This window comes from Pseudomonas sp. SMN5, assembly GCF_052041925.1.
Taxonomy (GTDB): domain Bacteria; phylum Pseudomonadota; class Gammaproteobacteria; order Pseudomonadales; family Pseudomonadaceae; genus Aquipseudomonas.
The window spans coordinates 74,119-92,959 of sequence record NZ_JBKGGX010000021.1 but is presented as its reverse complement, the minus strand read 5'-3'; the positions used below and the strand labels follow the sequence as shown (position 1 = coordinate 92,959).

At 62.2% G+C, this 18,841-nt stretch carries 18 protein-coding genes; 8 read left to right on the top strand and 10 right to left on the bottom strand.

Going from position 1 to position 18,841, the window contains the following annotated elements:
- Positions 1-2 precede the first annotated feature (2 nt).
- Positions 3-1,442 carry a cytochrome ubiquinol oxidase subunit I gene (locus ACLEJR_RS20315; RefSeq protein WP_440798620.1) on the bottom strand — a complete coding sequence of 480 codons (1,440 nt, stop codon included), beginning with the start codon at positions 1,440-1,442 and terminating at the stop codon, positions 3-5.
- A 475-nt stretch (positions 1,443-1,917) separates the two neighbouring features.
- Between ACLEJR_RS20315 and ACLEJR_RS20310 the strand changes: the two genes are divergently transcribed.
- The gene (locus ACLEJR_RS20310; protein WP_440816029.1) at positions 1,918-3,168 is read left to right on the top strand and encodes an MFS transporter; all 1,251 of its coding nucleotides are present in this window, start codon (positions 1,918-1,920) and stop codon (positions 3,166-3,168) included.
- A 138-nt stretch (positions 3,169-3,306) separates the two neighbouring features.
- Here the strand turns inward: ACLEJR_RS20310 and ACLEJR_RS20305 are convergent, their stop codons facing one another.
- The 3 genes from ACLEJR_RS20305 to ACLEJR_RS20295 are packed head-to-tail and all read right to left on the bottom strand — an operon-like array spanning position 3,307 to position 7,027.
- Positions 3,307-5,508: a xanthine dehydrogenase family protein molybdopterin-binding subunit gene (locus ACLEJR_RS20305; RefSeq protein WP_440816027.1), complete on the bottom strand. Its 2,202-nt coding sequence runs from the start codon at positions 5,506-5,508 to the stop codon at positions 3,307-3,309.
- Positions 5,508-6,497: an FAD binding domain-containing protein gene (locus ACLEJR_RS20300; protein ID WP_440816024.1), complete on the bottom strand. Its 990-nt coding sequence runs from the start codon at positions 6,495-6,497 to the stop codon at positions 5,508-5,510. Before ACLEJR_RS20300 ends, ACLEJR_RS20305 begins: the two co-directional genes overlap by 1 nt.
- Entirely contained in the window at positions 6,494-7,027 is a 534-nt protein-coding gene (locus ACLEJR_RS20295) for a (2Fe-2S)-binding protein (protein ID WP_440798628.1), read from the bottom strand. Before ACLEJR_RS20295 ends, ACLEJR_RS20300 begins: the two co-directional genes overlap by 4 nt.
- Positions 7,028-7,227: 200 nt before the next feature.
- Here ACLEJR_RS20295 and ACLEJR_RS20290 point away from each other — a divergent pair, with 200 nt between their 5' ends.
- Together ACLEJR_RS20290 and ACLEJR_RS20285 are read left to right on the top strand one after the other, a co-directional pair.
- Positions 7,228-7,506, top strand: a complete 279-nt coding sequence (locus ACLEJR_RS20290; RefSeq protein ID WP_440816042.1) for a type II toxin-antitoxin system RelE/ParE family toxin — start codon at positions 7,228-7,230, stop codon at positions 7,504-7,506.
- A gap of 15 nt (positions 7,507-7,521) precedes the next feature.
- A complete protein-coding gene (locus tag ACLEJR_RS20285; protein ID WP_440798630.1) occupies positions 7,522-7,809 on the top strand; it encodes a HigA family addiction module antitoxin in 288 nt (95 codons plus the stop codon).
- A 6-nt stretch (positions 7,810-7,815) separates the two neighbouring features.
- On the opposite strand, the gene ACLEJR_RS20280 is transcribed toward ACLEJR_RS20285, so the two are convergent.
- Both ACLEJR_RS20280 and ACLEJR_RS20275 read right to left on the bottom strand, forming a co-directional pair.
- Positions 7,816-8,382, bottom strand: a complete 567-nt coding sequence (locus ACLEJR_RS20280) for a DJ-1 family glyoxalase III (RefSeq protein ID WP_440798632.1) — start codon at positions 8,380-8,382, stop codon at positions 7,816-7,818.
- Positions 8,383-8,456: 74 nt separating this feature from the next.
- Complete coding sequence (locus tag ACLEJR_RS20275) at positions 8,457-8,903, bottom strand: DUF4879 domain-containing protein (protein WP_440798634.1); 447 nt, start codon at positions 8,901-8,903, stop codon at positions 8,457-8,459.
- A 214-nt stretch (positions 8,904-9,117) separates the two neighbouring features.
- Between ACLEJR_RS20275 and ACLEJR_RS20270 the strand changes: the two genes are divergently transcribed.
- From ACLEJR_RS20270 to ACLEJR_RS20255, 4 genes are all read left to right on the top strand, one after another.
- On the top strand, positions 9,118-10,413 hold the full coding sequence (locus ACLEJR_RS20270; protein WP_245139705.1) for an NCS2 family permease: 1,296 nt from the start codon (positions 9,118-9,120) through the stop codon (positions 10,411-10,413).
- Positions 10,410-11,489: a tRNA (uridine(54)-C5)-methyltransferase TrmA gene (gene trmA, locus ACLEJR_RS20265; RefSeq protein ID WP_440798636.1), complete on the top strand. Its 1,080-nt coding sequence runs from the start codon at positions 10,410-10,412 to the stop codon at positions 11,487-11,489. The genes ACLEJR_RS20270 and trmA overlap by 4 nt, the downstream gene beginning before the upstream one ends.
- Positions 11,490-11,798: 309 nt before the next feature.
- Positions 11,799-12,239, top strand: coding sequence for a type II 3-dehydroquinate dehydratase (gene aroQ, locus ACLEJR_RS20260; protein ID WP_245139699.1), 441 nt, complete (start codon positions 11,799-11,801; stop codon positions 12,237-12,239).
- A 5-nt stretch (positions 12,240-12,244) separates the two neighbouring features.
- On the top strand, positions 12,245-13,096 hold the full coding sequence (locus ACLEJR_RS20255) for a shikimate dehydrogenase (RefSeq protein WP_440816022.1): 852 nt from the start codon (positions 12,245-12,247) through the stop codon (positions 13,094-13,096).
- A 154-nt stretch (positions 13,097-13,250) separates the two neighbouring features.
- On the opposite strand, the gene ACLEJR_RS20250 is transcribed toward ACLEJR_RS20255, so the two are convergent.
- The gene (locus tag ACLEJR_RS20250; RefSeq protein ID WP_440798640.1) at positions 13,251-13,928 is read right to left on the bottom strand and encodes a TetR/AcrR family transcriptional regulator; all 678 of its coding nucleotides are present in this window, start codon (positions 13,926-13,928) and stop codon (positions 13,251-13,253) included.
- 102 nt (positions 13,929-14,030) lie between these two features.
- Complete coding sequence (gene quiC / locus ACLEJR_RS20245) at positions 14,031-15,932, bottom strand: 3-dehydroshikimate dehydratase QuiC (RefSeq protein ID WP_440816019.1); 1,902 nt, start codon at positions 15,930-15,932, stop codon at positions 14,031-14,033.
- Positions 15,933-16,238: 306 nt separating this feature from the next.
- On the opposite strand from quiC, the gene ACLEJR_RS20240 reads away from it, so the two are divergent.
- The gene (locus ACLEJR_RS20240) at positions 16,239-17,540 is read left to right on the top strand and encodes an MFS transporter (protein WP_440816017.1); all 1,302 of its coding nucleotides are present in this window, start codon (positions 16,239-16,241) and stop codon (positions 17,538-17,540) included.
- A 139-nt stretch (positions 17,541-17,679) separates the two neighbouring features.
- Here the strand turns inward: ACLEJR_RS20240 and ACLEJR_RS20235 are convergent, their stop codons facing one another.
- Entirely contained in the window at positions 17,680-18,558 is an 879-nt protein-coding gene (locus ACLEJR_RS20235) for a DMT family transporter (RefSeq protein ID WP_440798646.1), read from the bottom strand.
- Positions 18,559-18,631: 73 nt separating this feature from the next.
- A complete protein-coding gene (locus tag ACLEJR_RS20230; protein ID WP_440798648.1) occupies positions 18,632-18,781 on the bottom strand; it encodes a hypothetical protein in 150 nt (49 codons plus the stop codon).
- Positions 18,782-18,841: the final 60 nt, after the last annotated feature.

Here is an 18,841-nt window from a genome sequence, read left to right as displayed (position 1 = left end):
GCTCAATTCCCCTTGTTCGAGCGGTCGTTGTGGTCGGCTTCGTCGTCGCCTTCGTTGGCGGCCGACAATGGACGGGCCGGGGTGCGTTTCTGGCCCGGACCGCCATCGGTCGGCTCGGCCTCGTGGGCCACCGGCCCCTTGCGCACCAGGCGCATCATGTAGCTCAGGCCGGCGCCGAACAGCGCGAAATACACCACCACGAACAGCACCAGGGTGATGCTCATCTGGGCGAGGCTGTGGCCGGACGACGCGTCGGCCGTGCGCATCAGGCCATAGACGACCCAGGGCTGGCGGCCGATTTCCGTGGTGAACCAGCCGGCCAGGATCGCGATCAGCCCGGACGGCCCCATCCACAGCACCAGGTGCAGGAACGGTCGGGACTGGAAGATCCGGTCGTTGCGGCGCAGCCACAAGCTGCACAGGCCGGTGAAAATCATCAGCAGCCCGAGGCCGACCATGACCCGGAACGACCAGAACACGATGGTCGAATTGGGCCGGTCTTCAGGTGGGAATTCCTTGAGGGCCGGCACCTGCTTGTCCAGGCTGTGGGTCAGGATCAGGCTGCCCAGGTAAGGAATTTCCACGGCGAAGCGGGTCTTCTCGGCCTGCATGTCCGGCAGCCCGAACAGGATCAACGGGGTCGGCTCATTGCCGACGTTTTCCCAGTGGCCTTCGATGGCGGCGATTTTCGCCGGTTGATGCTTGAGGGTATTGAGACCGTGGAAATCGCCGATCACGGCCTGTATCGGCGCGACGATCAAGGCCATCCACATCGCCATCGACAGCATGCGGCGAACGGCCGGGTTGTCACGCCCGCGCAGCAAATGCCAGGCTGCCGACGAGCCGACGAAGAACGCCGTGGCAACGAACGCTGCGGTGGACATGTGCAGCAGGCGATACGGGAACGAGGGGTTGAACACCACCGCCAACCAGTCCACCGGTATCACCCGGCCATCTACGATTTCATAGCCTTGGGGGGTCTGCATCCAACTGTTGGAAGACAGGATCCAGAAGGTCGAGATCAAGGTGCCGATCGCCACCATGACCGTGGAAAAGAAGTGCAGGCCGCGACCGACGCGATTCCAGCCGAACAGCATCACACCGAGGAAACCGGCTTCGAGGAAGAACGCCGTGAGCACTTCGTAAGTCAGCAGCGGCCCGGTGACCGCGCCGGCGAAGTCCGAGAAGCGACTCCAGTTGGTGCCGAACTGATAAGCCATCACCAACCCGGAGACCACGCCCATGCCGAAGTTGACGGCGAAGATCTTCGACCAGAAATGGTACAGATCGCGGTAGGTGTCATCGCGGGTCTTGAGCCACAGGCCCTCGAGCACCGCCAGGTAACTCGCCAGGCCAATGGTGATGGCCGGGAACAGGATGTGGAACGAGATGGTGAACGCGAACTGGATTCGGGCGAGATCGAGCGCCTCCAAACCGAACATAAGTCTTCCTCTGTCAGGTAAAACCGGCTGCGGGTGGGGCCTGCATCACGGCCCCAGTGATATGGAGTGCAATGCTTTTCAAATCGTTCTTTTTAAAACCGTTACCACGCAGGATGCTGGCCGGATGGCCGCCAGTTCAGCGCCCAAAAGGGAATTGATCTGGGTCAAGCAATGCGTAAAGAGTAGTCGGATTATTGCCGATGAACGGCGTGGTCTTTTGTCGCGTGACAGGTTGTCTCAGTGCGGTTACCGGTCAATGGCACGCGCACCTGTGGCGAGGGAGCTTGCTCCCGCTCGACTGCTCAGCAGTCGCAAGATTTCAAGTCCGCTACGCAGCCCGGCGGGAGCAAGCTCCCTGGCCCAAGTATGCGGAACACCGGATATCGATGTTTGGCTAACTATTTTTCCAGTGGTCGTACCTCTTGGTTACAGCTCGGTGATAATCTCGATGCCTTCATCACCGGACCCATCATAGATGCCCAGCCAAGCGCCGTTGCTGCTCCGTCACCACCGCCCTTTCATTGCCTTCTGGCTGGCGCGGATCTTCACCGCCAGCGGCTTCCAGATGCTCACCGTGGCCATTGGCTGGAACCTCTATCAACTGACCGGCAACGTGCTGGACCTCGGCCTCGTCGGCCTGGTGGAGTTCGCGCCGCGCGTGCTGTTCATGCTCCACACCGGGCACGTCGCCGACCGTTATGACCGGCGCAAGGTCGCGGCGATCTGCCAGTCGTTGCAGGCGTTAATTGCCCTGGCGCTGGTGATCGGCAGCGCCACCGATCAGGTCACCCGGGAAATGATCTTCATCCTCGCGTTTTTGCTGGGCGCGGCCCGCTCCTTCGAGATGCCGACCACCCAGGCGCTGCTGCCGAGTATCGTGCCCGCCGCGCTGTTTCCCAGGGCGGTGGCCGCCGCGCAATCGGCCCAGCAATCGGCCACCATCGTCGCCCCGGCACTCGGCGGACTGCTCTATGCCTTCGGCAGCGTCTGGGTCTATGGACCGACTGTGCTGCTCTATGTCATTGCCTGTTGCCTGATGCTCAACCTGCCGGCCCGGCAAACCCCGTTGAACAAAGGCAAGGCGACCCTGGACTCGTTGCTCGCCGGGATTCGCTTCATCCGCAGCCGCCCAGACATTCTCGGGGCGATCTCCTTGGACCTGTTCGCGGTACTGCTCGGCGGCGCCACAGCGCTGCTGCCGGTGTTCGCCAAGGACATCCTGCTGACCGGTCCCTGGGGCCTGGGCCTGTTGCGCTCGGCGCCGGCGGTCGGGGCCTTGTTGATGTCGCTGTGGTTGGCGCGGTTCGCCGTGGAGCGCAAGGTGGGTCGGGTGATGTTCACCGCCGTGGGTGTGTTCGGCGTCGCCACCATTGCCTTCGGCCTCTCCACTTCGTTCTGGTTCTCACTGGCGGTGCTGGTGGTGCTGGGCGCGGCGGACATGATCAGCATGGTGATCCGCGCCTCGTTCGTGCAATTGGAAACACCGGATGAAATGCGCGGGCGGGTCAGCGCGGTGAATGGCCTGTTCATTGGCGCGTCGAACCAGCTGGGCGAGTTCGAGTCCGGCCTCACCGCCCACTGGTTCGGCACCGTGCCGGCGGTGGTCATGGGCGGGATCGGCACGCTGCTGGTGACCGGGGTCTGGATCAAGCTGTTCCCGACCCTGGCCAACCGCGACCGGATGCATGAGCCGGTGCACGAGGCGCCGGAAGCGACGAAAGCCTAGGGTTGTATGAAAAGTCGCCGAGCGGCGATCAGGCAAGGCGAAAACAGGCGAGGAAGCGGAGTTTACTGGTTGTAAATGAGCATTCCGAGCCTGTTTTCAACGCAGCATGATCGTCGCGCAGGCACTTTTCCTACAAGCCTAAAGCAACTTGTCGAGGGTGATGGGAAACTCCCGCACCCGCTTGCCGGTGGCATGGTAAATCGCATTCGCTACCGCTGCCGCCACCCCGACGATGCCGATTTCACCCACGCCCTTGGACCCCAGCGCGTTGACGATCTCGTCGTGTTCCTCGACGAAAATCACCTCGATTTCGCCAATGTCAGCGTTGACCGGCACATGGTACTCGGCCAGGTTGTGGTTCATGTGCCGACCCAGGCCATGATCGGTCAGCGTTTCTTCGTGCAGAGCCATGCCGATGCCCCACACTACGCCGCCGAGGATCTGGCTGCGGGCGGTCTTGGGATTGATCACTCGTCCGGCAGCGATAGCGCTGACCACCCGATGAACCTTCACGGTGCCGAGGTCTTCATCCACGCGGACCTCGACGAACACCGCCGAGTGTGTGGCAGTGGCGTAGGCTTGGCGTTTGTCGTCCGGTCCGGCCGTGACCTCAGCCTGCAAGGGCGTCTCCCCGCTGTTTTGCGCCAGCTCGGCCAACGCCACACTGGCCTCGCCCAGGCGTAGTTGGCCATCGGCGAAGGTCACTTGCTCGATGGTCGCACCGCTAAAGGCCGGGCAAGTCTGCCGGGCCACGGCCAACAGCTTTTCCTTCAAGGCCTCGCAGGCCTGCTGCACGGCGGTGCCCACGGAGGAAACAGTGAACGATCCGCCCTGCAAGGGCGCAGTCGGCAAGGATGAATCACCGAGGACAAAGGTCACGTTCTCAAGGGAAACGCCTGACGCCTCGGCGGCGATCTGGGTCATGACTGTGTAAGTGCCAGTGCCGATGTCGGTCGTAGCACTGCTGACCGTGAGCTTGCCGTTCGCATCCAATGAGGCGCGGGCACTGGCCTTTTGCTGCATGGCCTCCCACACACCGCCGGCCATGCCCCAACCCACCAGTTGCCGGCCTTCACGCATGCTGCGCGGTTCCGGGTTGCGCTTGTCCCAGCCAAAGCGAAGTACGCCTTCGGCGTAGCATTCGCGCAGCGCCTTGCTGGAATACGGCTTGCCTTCGTTCTCGTTGCGTTCGGCGTAATTGATCAAGCGCAGTTGAACCGGATCGATCGCCAACGCGCACGCTAGCTCGTCCATGGCGCATTCCAGGCCGATCAAGCCGAGGGCGGCACCGGGAGCGCGCATGTCCAACGGCGTGTAGACGTCCAAGGGCGCCAGCTTGTAGGTCAGTTCCACGTTGTCGCAGTGATAGAGCATGCCACTCCACTCCACCACGTGCTCGGTGAAATCCTCGAAACGCGAAGTCTGGCCGACGGCGCTGTGGGCCAACGCCAGCAAGCGCCCGTTGGCCGCGGCGCCCAAGCGCAAGTGCTGGAAGGTCCGCGGACGATAGCCGAAGGTAAACATCTGCTGGCGCGTCAGGCTGACCCGCACCGAGCGTTTGAGCGCCAGCGCCGCCATCACCGCCAACGGCAGCTGGTATTGCGGCCGCAGGCCGGAACCGAAGGCGCCGCCGACAAACGCGGCAAACACCCGCACCTGTTCTTTCTCAAGACCGAAGACTTTCTGTATGTACGACTGACAGTTCTGCGTGCCCTGGGTCTTGTCGTGGATGTGCAGGCTGCCGTCAGGCTGGTAGAGCACGGTGGAAGCGTGCGGCTCCATCGGGTTGTGGTGTTCGATGGGGGTGCTGTAGGACACATCCACATTCAACGCCGCACTGGCGTATTCGCCCTGAAAATTCCCACGAGGCTTGGGCAATTCGGCCGGCGCCGGATGGGCTTCGTTTTGCAGGATCGTCAGATCGGTCTGATGGTCCTGAACCTCGTATTCGATTTCAACCAGCGAACCGGCATAGCGCGCCAGCTCAAGATTTTCCGCGACCACCAGGGCCAAAGGCTGGCCGCTGTAGAGCACCTGATCGTTGTACAGCGGCCGGAACGGCGAACCGTCCGCTGCGTCGGCATCCTGGTAGGGTTCGTCGTAGCTGGCGATCCGTGGCCGGTTGGTATGGTCGATCACCGCAATCACACCGGGCAACGCCAAGGCGCGGGAGGCATCGATGCGCAGCACGCGACCGCGAGCGACGCTGCCGGACACGACGCTGCCATGCAGCAGGCCGTCCTCGGGATATTCAGCGGCATAACGGGCCTGGCCTGTTACCTTGAGCAGACCGTCGACCCGGTCCAGCGGCTGCCCTATGGTTTTGCTTGAAACGTTCATCAGGCTTGCCCTCCCGACAGTGCCGCATCACCCAAGGCGCGGATCACCGCACGGCGCGCCAGCCTGACCTTGAAACCGTTGTGCGCCAGCGGCTCGGCATTCTGCAACAGCGCATCGGCGGCGGTGGTGAAGGTCTCGCGGCTGACGGTCTGCCCGGTCAGCCAGCTCTCCACGGCCCGGTCCCGCCACGGCTTGTGTGCTACACCGCCAAGAACCAGACGTGCCTGGCGGATCACCGGTCCATCGAGTTCCAACGCGGCCGCCACGGAGACCAACGCAAAGGCGTAGGACGCTCGGTCGCGGATCTTCAGGTAATGACTATGTTCAGCGAAACCAGCGGCGGGCAACTCGATACCGGTGATCAACTCATCGTCGGCCAGTTGGTTGTCTCGCTGCGGGGCATCGCCGGGCAGGCGATGAAAGTCGGCGAATTCGATGGTCCGCGCCCCGCCCCGCCCCAACACATGAACCACCGCCTCCAGGGCGGCCAGGGCCACGCACATATCCGAAGGATGCGTCGCGACGCATTGCTCGCTGGCGCCGAAAATCGCATGGATCCGGTTCAACCCAACCCGGGCGGGGCAGCCACTACCGGGCTCGCGTTTGTTGCACGGCACGCTGGCGTCATAGAAGTAATAACAACGCGTGCGTTGCAGCAGGTTGCCGCCGGTACTAGCCATATTGCGCAACTGCGGCGACGCGCCGGCCAGGATTGCCTGGGACAGCAACGGATAGCGCCGCTCGATCCACGGATGCCAGGCCAGGTCGGCATTGCTCACCAAGGCGCCGATCATCACTCCGCCGGACGGGGTTTCGCTGAGGTCAGCCAAGGGCAGTCCGGTGATGTCGATCAGGTGTTCAGGGTGGGTGAGGTTTTCCTTCATCAGGTCCAGCAGGTTGGTGCCGCCGGCGATGAAACGTGACACAGGGCTCGACAGCTCGACGGCCGCCTGCACGGTATCGGGCTTGCTGTATTGGAAAGGGTTCATCGGTCATCTCCCTGTTCCGACGGTTGCTGGCAGAGCGGCAGCGCTTCTTCGATGGCATCGCGAATGTTGTTGTAGGCACCGCAGCGGCACAGGTTGCCGCTCATCCACTCGCTGATCTGTCCAGGCGTCCGGGCCCTGCCCTCGTTGGCCAGGCCCACCGCCGAACAGATCTGCCCCGGCGTGCAATAACCGCACTGGAACGCGTCGTGCCGGATGAACGCCTGCTGTATGGGGTGCAACCGGTCGCCGTCGGCCAGCCCTTCGACAGTGGTCAGCCGGGCGCCATCGCACATCACCGCCAGCGTCAGGCAGGCATTGATCCGCTTGCCGTCGCGCAGCACCGTGCAAGCGCCGCACTGGCCGTGATCGCAGCCCTTCTTGCTGCCCACCAGGTCCAGCTGCTCACGCAGCAGGTCCAGTAACGTGGTCCAGGGCAAGACCTGCAACTCGCGCATCTGACCATTGAGTGTCAGACGGATCGGATGACGGACGAAGGACGCCTGCGTCGCATCGGACAGGGTCGCGCTCATAAACACCTCACGGTTGGTCGTACTCGCGGCGTTTTGGGAAACCGCCGTCATAAGGGGTACGACTTCAGGGTGAGGTGAGCGTTCAAGGCGATTGCGAGGTCTCGGAAAAACCGGGCGATCAGGCAAAGCACAGGTTTGTCGAGCCTGTGCGGTACATAGATACCGCATCCAGTGTAATGTATCGCCTTACACTCGTTTCCATGATTAAATCCTTCCAGCACAAAGGCCTTAGGATCTTCTATGAAACGGGTTCAACCCGTGGTATCCGGGCCGACCATTGCAAACGCCTGGCTCGCATGCTCCAGTTCATGGATCGGGCGCAGGCTCCGCACGACCTGGACATCCCTGGATGGCGATTGCATCCGCTCAGGGGTGAGCTGACCGATGACTGGTCGCTCAGCGTCTCAGGAAACTGGCGGATGATTTTCCGTTTTATCGGATCCGATATCGAACTGGTCGATTATCTGGACCACCACTGATCAGGAGGCTGGAACATGCCCATGCACAATCCGCCACACCCTGGCGAAACATTGCTGACGGACGTGTTACCCGAATTGGGCATCACGGTCACCGAACTGGCCCGACATCTGGGCTTCGCCCGGCCTCATCTTTCCCGAGTGTTGCACGGTCACGCGCCCATCAGCCCCGATCTGGCCGTGCGCCTGGAGCGTGCCGGGATCGGCAAGGCCAGGGTCTGGTTGGGCGTCCAGACCGACTACGATCTGTGGCAAGCCGAGCAGCGCGAACAACCGCTGATCGAACCCTTCCCACTACACGCTTGAGGTCCGTCAGGCCAACAACTCCGCCGCCACGACACTGCGTACGCCCTTACCGCTGAGCTGCTCCACCAGCGTCAGGGCAAACGCCAGGGCGGCGGCCGAGCCTTGGGCGGTGATGCAGTTGCCGTCCACCACCACAGGTTGATCGACGAAGCTGCAACCGGCCAACTGCTGGCTCACCGCCGGAAGGCAGGTCATGCGTCGTTGGCGCAGCACGCCGAACGCCTGCAAGGCCAGGGCCGGGGCTTCGGCGATGGCGGCGAAGAAGCGGCCGGCGGCGGCCTGGTCCTTGATCAATTGCTGCAACGGCTGATGCGCCGCCAGGTGCTGGGCGCCGATGATGCCGCCAGGCAGGACGATCAGGTCGAAGTCTTGTGCCAACAGGTCCACCAACATGCCGTCGGCGGTCAGGCGCGTGCCGCGGGCACAGGTGAGCATCCGCCGCCCTTCGATGCTCGCCACCACCACTTCGACCTGGGCCCGGCGCAGCACATCGATCAGGGTCACGGTCTGCAAGTCGTCGACACCTTCGGCGGCGGCAATCAGGGCTCGGGGGATCTTGGTTCCGGGAATCATGGGCTCTCTCCGCTGGGGTGTACCCCAAAGCCTAGTCACGTTTACCGGACTGCGTCGATGTCAGGCAGACCCCATCACTTGATGTACAACTCGGTGGACATCCGATTGCCCGGTGCGTTGATCGAGACATTGCTGAAGCTGAACGTACCTTCCTGCTTGCCCTTCAGGTCGAAGACATACAGGTAGCCGACGATTTTGGTTTGGGTGGAACAATCGTTGAGATTGCCATTGCTGAACGCGCACACCGGCGAGCGGGTACCGTCGACTTCGAAACCATCCAGGGTGACATGCGGCTGGCGCCCATAGCCGACCTCCAGCACGTAGACCTTGATATTCGAGCCACTGTGATTGCAGCGGGTCTGCGCTTGCCCCGGGGCAATGTCCTCGAAGCCACAGGCCGGCGATTCGACCTTGAGCACCTTGACTTCGCTCAACGGCGGCGCCGATGCGGCACTGGCGGTTGTGGCCGACAACCACAGGCCCAGCACGCAGCCCAACGCCGCCATCCAATTGTCTGTCATACGCCACCTTCAGATCTCCCGGAAACGGTGGGCAGTATGGCCCACTTGTTGCTTTGGCAAAACATCGACGAGGATCGCAGCCACATCGCCGCGCTGCTGGTATGATGCGCGGCTTTTTCCGACCCGCAGAAAATTCCCGGGCGCCGCTGGCGGCCTGTGCTTTGCTGTTGAGGTCGATACATTCACGGCGCCCGGCGCGCCACGGGGAGCAGACATGCTGGAAAGGCTGTTTCAACTCAAGGCACATGACACCAACGTGCGGACCGAGATTCTGGCGGGCGTCACGACCTTCCTGGCCATGGCCTATATCCTGTTCGTCAATCCGAGCATCCTCGGCGAGACCGGCATGGACAAGGGCGCAGTGTTCGTCGCCACCTGCCTGGCGGCGGCCATCGGCTCCACGGTCATGGGCCTGATCGCCAACTACCCGATCGCCCTCGCACCGGGCATGGGCCTGAATGCCTTCTTCACCTACACCGTGGTCCTGCACATGGGTCATACGTGGCAAGTGGCGCTGGGCGCGGTGTTCGTCTCCGCGGTGCTGTTCTTCCTGCTGTCGATCTTCCGCATCCGCGAGTGGATCATCAACAGCATCCCGTTGCCGCTGCGCTCGGCCATCGCCGCCGGTATCGGCCTGTTCCTGGCGCTGATCGCCCTGAGTAACGCCGGCATCGTGGTGAAGAACCCGGCGACCATGGTCGGCCTCGGCGACCTGAAACAACCGGCACCGATACTGGCAACGCTCGGCTTCGTGCTGATCGTCGCCCTCGAAGCACTGAAAGTGCGCGGCGCGGTGCTGATCGGCATCCTTGCGGTGACCATCGTCTCGATCCTGATGGGCTTCACTCCATTCGCCGGCATCGTCTCCACGCCACCGTCCCTGGCCCCGACTTTCCTGCAACTGGACATCAAAGGCGCCCTGGACATCGGCCTGGTGAGCGTGATCTTCGCCTTCCTGTTCGTCGACCTGTTCGACAACTCCGGCACCCTGATCGGCGTCGCCAAGCGCGCCGGGCTGATGGGCAAGGACGGCCACATGCCGAAGATGGGCCGTGCACTGATCGCCGACAGCACCGCCGCCATGGCCGGTTCGCTGCTGGGCACCTCGACCACCACCAGTTACATCGAGTCGGCGGCGGGCGTCAGCGCCGGCGGCCGCACCGGCCTGACCGCCATCGTCGTGGCGATCCTGTTCCTGCTGGCGCTGTTCTTCTCGCCACTGGCGGCCAGCGTCCCGGCCTTCGCCACCGCGCCGGCCCTGCTGTTCGTCGCGGTGCTGATGACCTCGGGCCTGGCGGAGATCGACTGGGACGACATCACCGTCGCCGCGCCGGTGGTGATCACCGCGCTGGCGATGCCGTTCACGTATTCCATCGCCAACGGCATCGCCTTCGGTTTCATCGCCTGGACCGCCATCAAGCTGGTGTCCGGCCGTGGCCGTGAGCTGAACCCGGCGCTGGTCATCCTGTCGATCCTGTTCGTGATCAAGTTGGGTTGGTTCAACGCATGACTTTCGATTCCCAGGCCTACGCCGCCCAACTCCAGGACAAGGTCACTCGCCTGCGTGAACTGCTGGCTCCGTTCGATGCACCGGAGCCGACGGTGTTCGACTCGCCGCTTGCGAACTTCCGCCTGCGCGCCGAATTCCGCCTCTGGCGCGAGGCCGGCGAGCGGCATTACGCGATGTTTTCCCAGGACGACAAGCGCACGCCGATCCTGATCGAGGAGTTTCCCATCGCCAGCCTGCGCATCAACCAGTTGATGCCGCAGCTCAAGGCCGCCTGGCAGGCCAGCGCGCCGCTGAGCCACAAGCTGTTCCAGGTGGAATTCCTGACCACCCTGGCCGGCGATGCGATGATCACTCTGTGTTATCACCGCCCGCTGGACGAGCATTGGCAGGCGGCGGCTGCGAAGCTGGCGAGTGACCTGGGCGTGCATGTCATTGGCCGCTCCAAAGGCAAGCGCGAAGTGATCGGCCACGACTACGTGGTGGAGAAACTCGACGTCGGCGGCCGCACCTTCAGCTATCGCCAGCCTGAAGGCGCGTTCACCCAGCCCAACGGTATGGTGAACCAGAAAATGCTGAACTGGGCGTACGACGCCCTGGGTGATCGCAGCGACGACCTGCTGGAGCTGTACTGCGGCAACGGCAACTTCACCCTGCCCCTGGCGACCCGGGTGCGCAACGTGTTGGCAACCGAAATCAGCAAGACTTCGGTGAACGCCGCGCTGAGCAACCTCAGCGAAAACGCTGTGGATAACGTCACGCTCGTGCGCCTGTCCGCCGAAGAGCTGACCGAGGCCCTGAATGAAGTCCGGCCGTTCCGTCGCCTGCATGGCGTGGATCTGAAAAGCTACGACTTCGGCAGCGTCTTCGTCGACCCACCCCGTGCGGGCATGGACCCGGACACCTGCGAGCTGACCCGACGCTTCGAAAACATCCTCTACATCTCCTGCAACCCTGAAACCCTCGCCGCCAACATCGCGCAACTGCACGACACCCACCGCATCACCCGCTGCGCCTTGTTCGATCAATTCCCCTGGACCCATCACATGGAATCCGGGGTGTTGCTGACTCGGCGCTAAGCCAAGCCCCTCACCACCTATCTCAGACCGTGGCGAGGGAGCTTGCTCCCGCTGGACTGCGCAGCAGTCCCAAAACTCAGCTTCACTCAACTGAGATACCGGAGTGACAGGACTCGGGGCTGCTTTGCAGCCCAGCGGGAGCAAGCTCCCTCGCGACGGGTTTGACCCCGGAAGTTGCGGCTGTTCGATCACCGAACACTTATTGCCCGTCACCGCCGGCTTCGTTTGAAAAAATTAACCGCCTAGTACAATTTATCCCCACGGCGAAAACCTGCCGAAGCCAACAACAAAAAATGGGGAGAAATTGCGATGCCTCCAATCGTTCTGGTGCTCAACGGCCCGAACCTCAACTTGCTCGGCACCCGTGAACCGGCGACCTACGGCCATGAAACCCTGGCGGATATCTCGGCGCTGTGCGGTCGCACGGCCGAAGAACTCGGCTTGGCGGTGGAGTTTCGCCAGACCAACCAGGAAAGCGAACTGATCGACTGGATTCACGGTGCCCGTGGCCGTTGCGCCGGCATCGTCATCAACCCGGCGGCCTGGACTCACACCTCGGTGGCCATCCGTGACGCCCTGGTCGCCAGCGAAGTCCCGGTGATCGAAGTGCACTTGTCCAACGTCCACGCCCGGGAAACCTTCCGCCATCACTCCTTTGTCTCCTCCATCGCCATCGGCGTGATGTGCGGGTTCGGCAGCCATGGCTATCGCCTTGCACTGGAACATTTCAGTCAGCGGTTGAAGGGTTGATGAGCATGTCGAATATCACTGTGCTCGCCGGGCTGATCGGTGCCGGTATCCAGGCCTCCCGCACCCCTGCGCTGCATGAGCACGAAGGCGATGCCCAAGGCATGCGTTACCTTTATCGGCTGATCGACCTCGACGCGCTGAAACTCGACAGCGGCGCCTTGCCCGAGCTGCTGAGCGCCGCCGAACGCATGAGCTTCACCGGGCTGAACATTACTTTTCCCTGCAAGCAGGCGATCATCCCGCTGCTCGATGAACTGTCACCCGAGGCCCGTGGCATCGGCGCGGTGAACACCGTGGTGTTCAAGGATGGCAAGCGCATCGGCCACAACACCGATTGCCTGGGGTTCGCCGAGGGTTTTCGTCGCGGCATGGGTGACGTTTCCCGCAAACACGTAGTCCAGATGGGCGCTGGCGGTGCCGGCGCGGCGGTTGCCCACGCGCTGTTGGCAGAAGGCGTACAGACGCTGAGCATTTTTGATGTCGAGGTCAGCCGTGCCGAAGCATTGGCGAACAATCTGAACCAACATTTCGGCGCAGGCCGCGCCAGGGCCGGACACGATTTGCGCAGCGCCATGGCCGAGACCGACGGCCTGGTCAACACCACGCCCATGGGCATGGCGAAACTGCCGGGTACGCCGGTACCCGTGGAATTGCTACGGGGCGAGTTGTGGGTCGCGGAAATCGTCTATTTCCCGCTGGAAACCGAACTGCTGCGCAATGCCCGGGCACTTGGCTGCCGTACGCTGGACGGCGGCAACATGGCGGTGTTCCAGGCGGTGAAGGCGTTTGAGCTGTTCAGCGGCGTGGCGCCGGATGCGCAGCGGATGCTCAGGCATTTCCAGAGCATGAATCACTGAAATCCTGAGCAGATCCCCCTGTGGAAGATCCCCCTGTGGGAGCGAGCCTGCTCGCGATAGCGTTCGATCAGCTTGCATTAATGTTGCTGACACATCGCAATCGCGAGCAGGCTCGCTCCCACAGGAAAGTTTTCCCACCGGAAATTCTGTTTATTCAGGCTTGTAGATACCGCAACACCGACTCACAAATCATCTCGCGGTGGCGCCGCTTGACCTCTTCATCCGACAGGTCGATCTGGAAAATCTCGCCGAACGTCTGGCGGTTGGAGACCCGGTAAAAACTGAACGAGTTGATCAGCAAGTGCACATCCAAGGGTTCGAGGCCGGCGCGGAACACGCCCTCTTCCACGCCCCGGCGCAGGATAACGCCCAGGGCGTCGAGGATGGTGTTGGTCATCGCCTTGAGCGCAGCGGATTGCTTGACGTATTCGGCGTTGTGGATGTTTTCGATACAGACGATGCGCACGAAATCCACGTTGCGGTCATGGTGGTCAAAGGTGAACTCCACCAGGCGCCGGATCGCCTCGATCGGTGCAAGCTCGGCCAGGTGCAGGGCACTCTCGGTGTGGCGGATGTCACCGTAGAGTTTTTCCAACACCTCGACATACAACTGCTCCTTGCTGCCGAAGTAGTAATAGATCATGCGCTTGGAGGTGTGGATGCGCTCGGCGATGGCGTCGACCCGGGCACCGGCCAGGCCCTGCTGGACGAACTCGACGATGGCTTCCTGGAGGATGTTTTCCCGGGTCTTCTGCGGGTTGTTCTTGCGACTCTTGCGCGGTGCGGCGACAGGAGCGTCGGGCACGGCGGATAGCTCTGGATTCATAGTCATTGCGGGCTCACGGCCGTCACTGCACAGACTGGCGATTATGGGCCGCACCTTGCGGCGACGAAAGCCACCGCACCACCCATTACCGCCGCGGTTACGATTTCCCTACAATTTGGCGTGTCGCAAGCCACCGCTGCGGGATTTCGCCATGGCCGCCAGCCGTACCGCGACGTTGGCCGCGCCATAGCCGGCGTAACCGTTCTTGCGCTGGATGATTTCGAAGAAAAACCGCCCCTCGAACGGCTCGGTGTAGACATGAAACAACTCGCCGCCCTGGGCGTCACGGTCGTATAGCACGTTGAAGTAGGCCAGCTCGCTGAGGAACTCGTCGTCGAAATCGAAGCGCGCCGCCAGGTCGTCGTAATAGTTGAGCGGAATGTCCAGCAACGGCACACCGGCCTCCTTGGCGCGGCTGACCTGGGCAAAAATATCATCGCAATCAAAAGCGATGTGATGCACGCCAGAACCGCGATAACTCGACAGGGCGTGTGAGATCGCGGTGTTGCGGTTTTCGGAAATGTTCAACGGCAGGCGGATCGAACTGCAACGGCTACGCAGCGCACGGCTTTTGACCAGGCCATACGGGTCGGGCAATACCACTTCATCGTCAGCCTCGAAATCCAGCAGGCTCTTGTAGAACAGTACCCAGCTGTCGAGGCTGTCGGCCGGCAAGGCCATCGCCATGTGGTCGATGCGCTTGAGTCCGGCACCGATGACAGCGCCGGGCTGCAAGTTGAAATCGGTGCCATAAACGTCGGCGTCCTGATCCACCAGGTAAATCAGACTGCCATCCGGGGCACGCACCGCCGCCAGTTCCAGCTCATTGGGCCCGACCAGGCCGCGGTAGGGCTGGCCCTTGTAGGCCACGGCCCGCGCCAGGGCGCTGGCGCTGTCCTTTACCCGCAACGCCGTGGCGCACAACGACGGGCCATGGGCGTCGAAAAAGTTGTGAGCGAAGGAGTACGGTTCGCTGTTGAGGATCAGGTTGATGTCGCCCTGACGCAACAGGCTCACATTCTTGGAGCGATGCTGGCCGGCCTTGACGAACCCCAGCCGCTCCAGCCAATGGGCCAGCTTGGCGCCGAGGTCATCGTCCACGGCGAACTCCAGGAATTCGATACCGTTGTATTCGCTGGCTGGCGGCGTGGCGAACAGGATGTCGGCATCAGGGATGGACGGCACTTGCTGCGCCAGGCGTTGGCGGGTCTTTTCTTCCAGGTACAGCAACGAGCGCAAACCATCGGCGGCGTTGGCCCGTGGCGGTGCGGCGCGGAAGCCGTCGTTGAAGATCTCCAGCGACAGCGGCCCGGTGTAGCCGCTCTTGATGATCGGCGCGAGGAAACCCGGCAAGTCAAATTCGCCCTGGCCCGGGAAGCAGCGAAAATGCCGGCTCCACTCAAGGACATCCATCGCCAAAATCGGCGCGTCGGCCATTTGCACGAAGAAGATCTTGTCGCCGGGAATCTCGGCAATGGCGCTTGGGTCGCCCTTGAGGGACAAGGTGTGGAAGCTGTCGAGCAGCACCCCGAGGCTGGGGTGATCGGCCTGGCGCACGATATTCCAGACCTGTTGATATGTATTGACGTGCCGCCCCCAGGCCAACGCCTCGTAGCCGATGCGCAAGCCCCGCGCCCCGGCCCGCTCGGCCAGTAAACGCAGGTCGTCGACCAGTATCTGCTCATCTCCGAGGCTGTCGGCCGCAGCATTGCTGCACACCAGCACCAAATCGGTGCCCAGTTCCTGCATCAGGTCGAACTTACGCTCGGCTCGCTCCAGGTTGCGCGCCAGCCGATCGCGACGGCAGCCCTCGAAGTCGCGAAATGGCTGGAACAAGGTGATGGCGATGTCCAGGTCGGCGCACATCTGGCGGATTTCCCGCGGGCTGCCGTCGTAGTAAAGCAGGTCATTCTCGAATATTTCCACACCGTCGAAACCGGCGGCGGCAATGGCCTCAAGCTTCTCCGGCAGGGTGCCGCTCAAGGATACGGTGGCAATGGAACGCTGCATGACTTCGGCTCCCGGGACAGGCATCGGCTATAGCTGGTGCGCCGTTTTTTTAGGTTGAGCCGATTATTGGGTTGTCGGTTTCTTTGGGCAATTTAATATGTACCACCCAGTTAGTTTTCTGGGCGATTATCGAACAGAATGCCGGATGCCGAATTGACGATTTTTTGTCCACTGCGCACCATCGGCTCCACATTGACGCAGGCCAGATCGCCGGTATCGATGGATGAAAACCCCGATCACCCCATAAGAATTCCAAAACGGGTAAACGCTATGAATCCTTCCCAAAGTTCCCCCTTAAGCCCAGGCATGGGCGTCACGACCGGTGGTATCCGCGACAAGATCCGCGGTGCCCTGGCCGTGGGCAAGACCCGTTGGGGCATGCTCGCGCTGGTGTTCTTCGCCACCACCCTGAACTACATCGACCGGGCCGCCCTGGGCGTCATGCAGCCTATCCTCGCCAAGGAAATGAGCTGGACGGCGATGGACTACGCCAACATCAACTTCTGGTTCCAGGTCGGCTACGCCGTCGGCTTCGTGCTGCAAGGCCGGCTGATCGACCGGATCGGCGTCAAGCGGGTGTTCTTCTGCGCGGTGCTGCTCTGGAGCCTGGCGACCGGCGCCCACGGCCTGGCGACCTCGGCGGTGGGCTTCATGGTCTGCCGCTTCATTCTCGGCCTGACCGAAGCCGCCAACTACCCGGCCTGCGTGAAGACCACGCGGCTGTGGTTCCCGGCCGGCGAACGCGCCGTTGCCACCGGCATTTTCAACGCCGGCACCAACGTCGGTGCGATGTTCACCCCGATGCTGCTGCCGCTGGTGCTGCACGTGTGGGGCTGGCAGGCGGCGTTCCTGTGCATGGCCGCGCTGGGCGGGGTCTGGTTGCTGTTCTGGGGGCTGAAATATTTCAACCCGGAAGATCACCCCACCGTCAAATCGTCGGAGCTGGCGTACATCCAGGCTCAGGACGAACCGGACCAGGCCCGCGTGCCCTTCACCCGGATCCTGCGCATGCGCGGTACCTGGGCCTTTGCCCTGGCCTACTCGATCACCGCGCCGGTGTTCTGGTTCTACCTCTATTGGCTGCCGCCGTTCCTGAACCAGCAATACAACCTGGGCATCAACGTGACCCAGATGGGCATCCCGCTGATCATCATCTACCTCACCGCCGACTTCGGCAGCGTGGGCGGCGGGATCCTGTCCTCATTCCTGATCGGTCGCGGGCTCAACCCGATCAAGGCACGACTGATTTCCATGCTGTTGTTCGCCTGCTGCATCGTCGGCGTGATCCTGGCCGCGGGTGCCAGCAACCTGTGGATGGCGGTGTTCGCCATTTCCCTGGCCATCGGCGCGCACCAGGCCTGGACCGCGAACATCTGGAGTCTGGTGATGGACTACACGCCCAAACACATGATGAGCACGGTGTTCGGCTTCGGCGGCATGTGCGCGGCCATCGGTGGGATGTTCATGACCCAGTTGGTGGGCCACATCCTGACCGTGACCAACAACAACTACACCGTGCTGTTCACGCTGATCCCGGCCATGTACTTCACTGCCTTGATCTGGCTGTACTTCATGGCTCCGCGCAAGGTTCCGACCCTGGAAAACTGATTGGCACCCGTGGCGAGGGAGCTTGCTCCCGCTCGATTGCGCAGCAATCGCAAAAAAGCGAGGGCCGCTTCGCAGCCCAGCGGGAGCAAGCTCCCTCGCCACAGGGGACTGTCTGGTCAAAAAGGATTCTGTGTGGCGGCTACTTGCGGCGTTGCTGCCACGCCGCCGCCAACCCGCTCAGGCAAATCAGCACGATGCCGACCACCGTGGTCAGTGTCGGCGTATGGTTGAACAGCAACCACCCCAACAGCCCGGCAAACACGATCTGGCAATAGCCGAACGGCGCGAGCAGCGCCGGGGCGGCGAAGCGGAAGGCCTGGGTCAGCATCAGGTGCGCAGTCATTCCGCAAGCTCCCAGCGCCAGCATCATCGCGCCGTGCGTCAGGCTCGGCACCTGCCAGAAGAACGGCACCAGGGCACTCATCACCAGGGTATTGCACAGACCGGCGAAGAAGTTGCTGGTGGTCGGACTATCGATCTCGCTGAGTTTGCGCGTGAGCAACTGGTAGAAACAGAAAAACAGCGCCGAGCAGAACGGCAACAGCACCGCTGGCGTGAACAGGTCTCCACCAGGGTGGACGATGATCAGCACCCCGATGAAACCGAAGATCACCGCGATCCATTGCCCACGCGTGACGCGCTCGCCCAGCAACGGCACCGACAGCGCCGTCACCAGCACCGGAGCCAGGAAGTTCACCGCCGTGGCCTCCGCCAGCGGGATGTACAACAGCGCCGTGGTGAAAAACAGGCTGGTGCCCAGCAGACACAGTGCCCGGATCACTTGCCACAACGGACGCTTGGTCCGCAGGACCCGCAAGCCCGAACGCGGCAGGAAAATCCCGGCCATCAGCAGCGTATGCACCACGTAACGCGCCCACACCACCATGATGATCGGGTAGAAACCCGAAAGGTATTTGGAGATCGCATCGTGACTGGAAAACAGGAACGTCGCGGTCAGAATCAGCAGGATGCCTTTGAAAGCCTGATTGACGCCGGAAAGCGGAGTGCTGACGGTCATGTACGAATCCCGTATTGCGTGATGTAGGAAGCAAAGCATGCTGGCGACGAATAAGCGATAGCGCATCGCGTCGCTAAGGCCGTTTCAGTTTGACTGGCATCCACGAAAGATTCGCAGCCATGTCGAAAATCAAATGATGCGCAGCGTAAAGCAATTGCAGGATCGATGCGTTTCTCTCGGTTGATGAACCAAAATCCAGCTTGATTGCCTGAAGCTCAGGCATGGCGCGCACCTTGGGCCTGCGGACGCTAGACTCAAGGCAGCAGTAGCACCTTCCCACCGG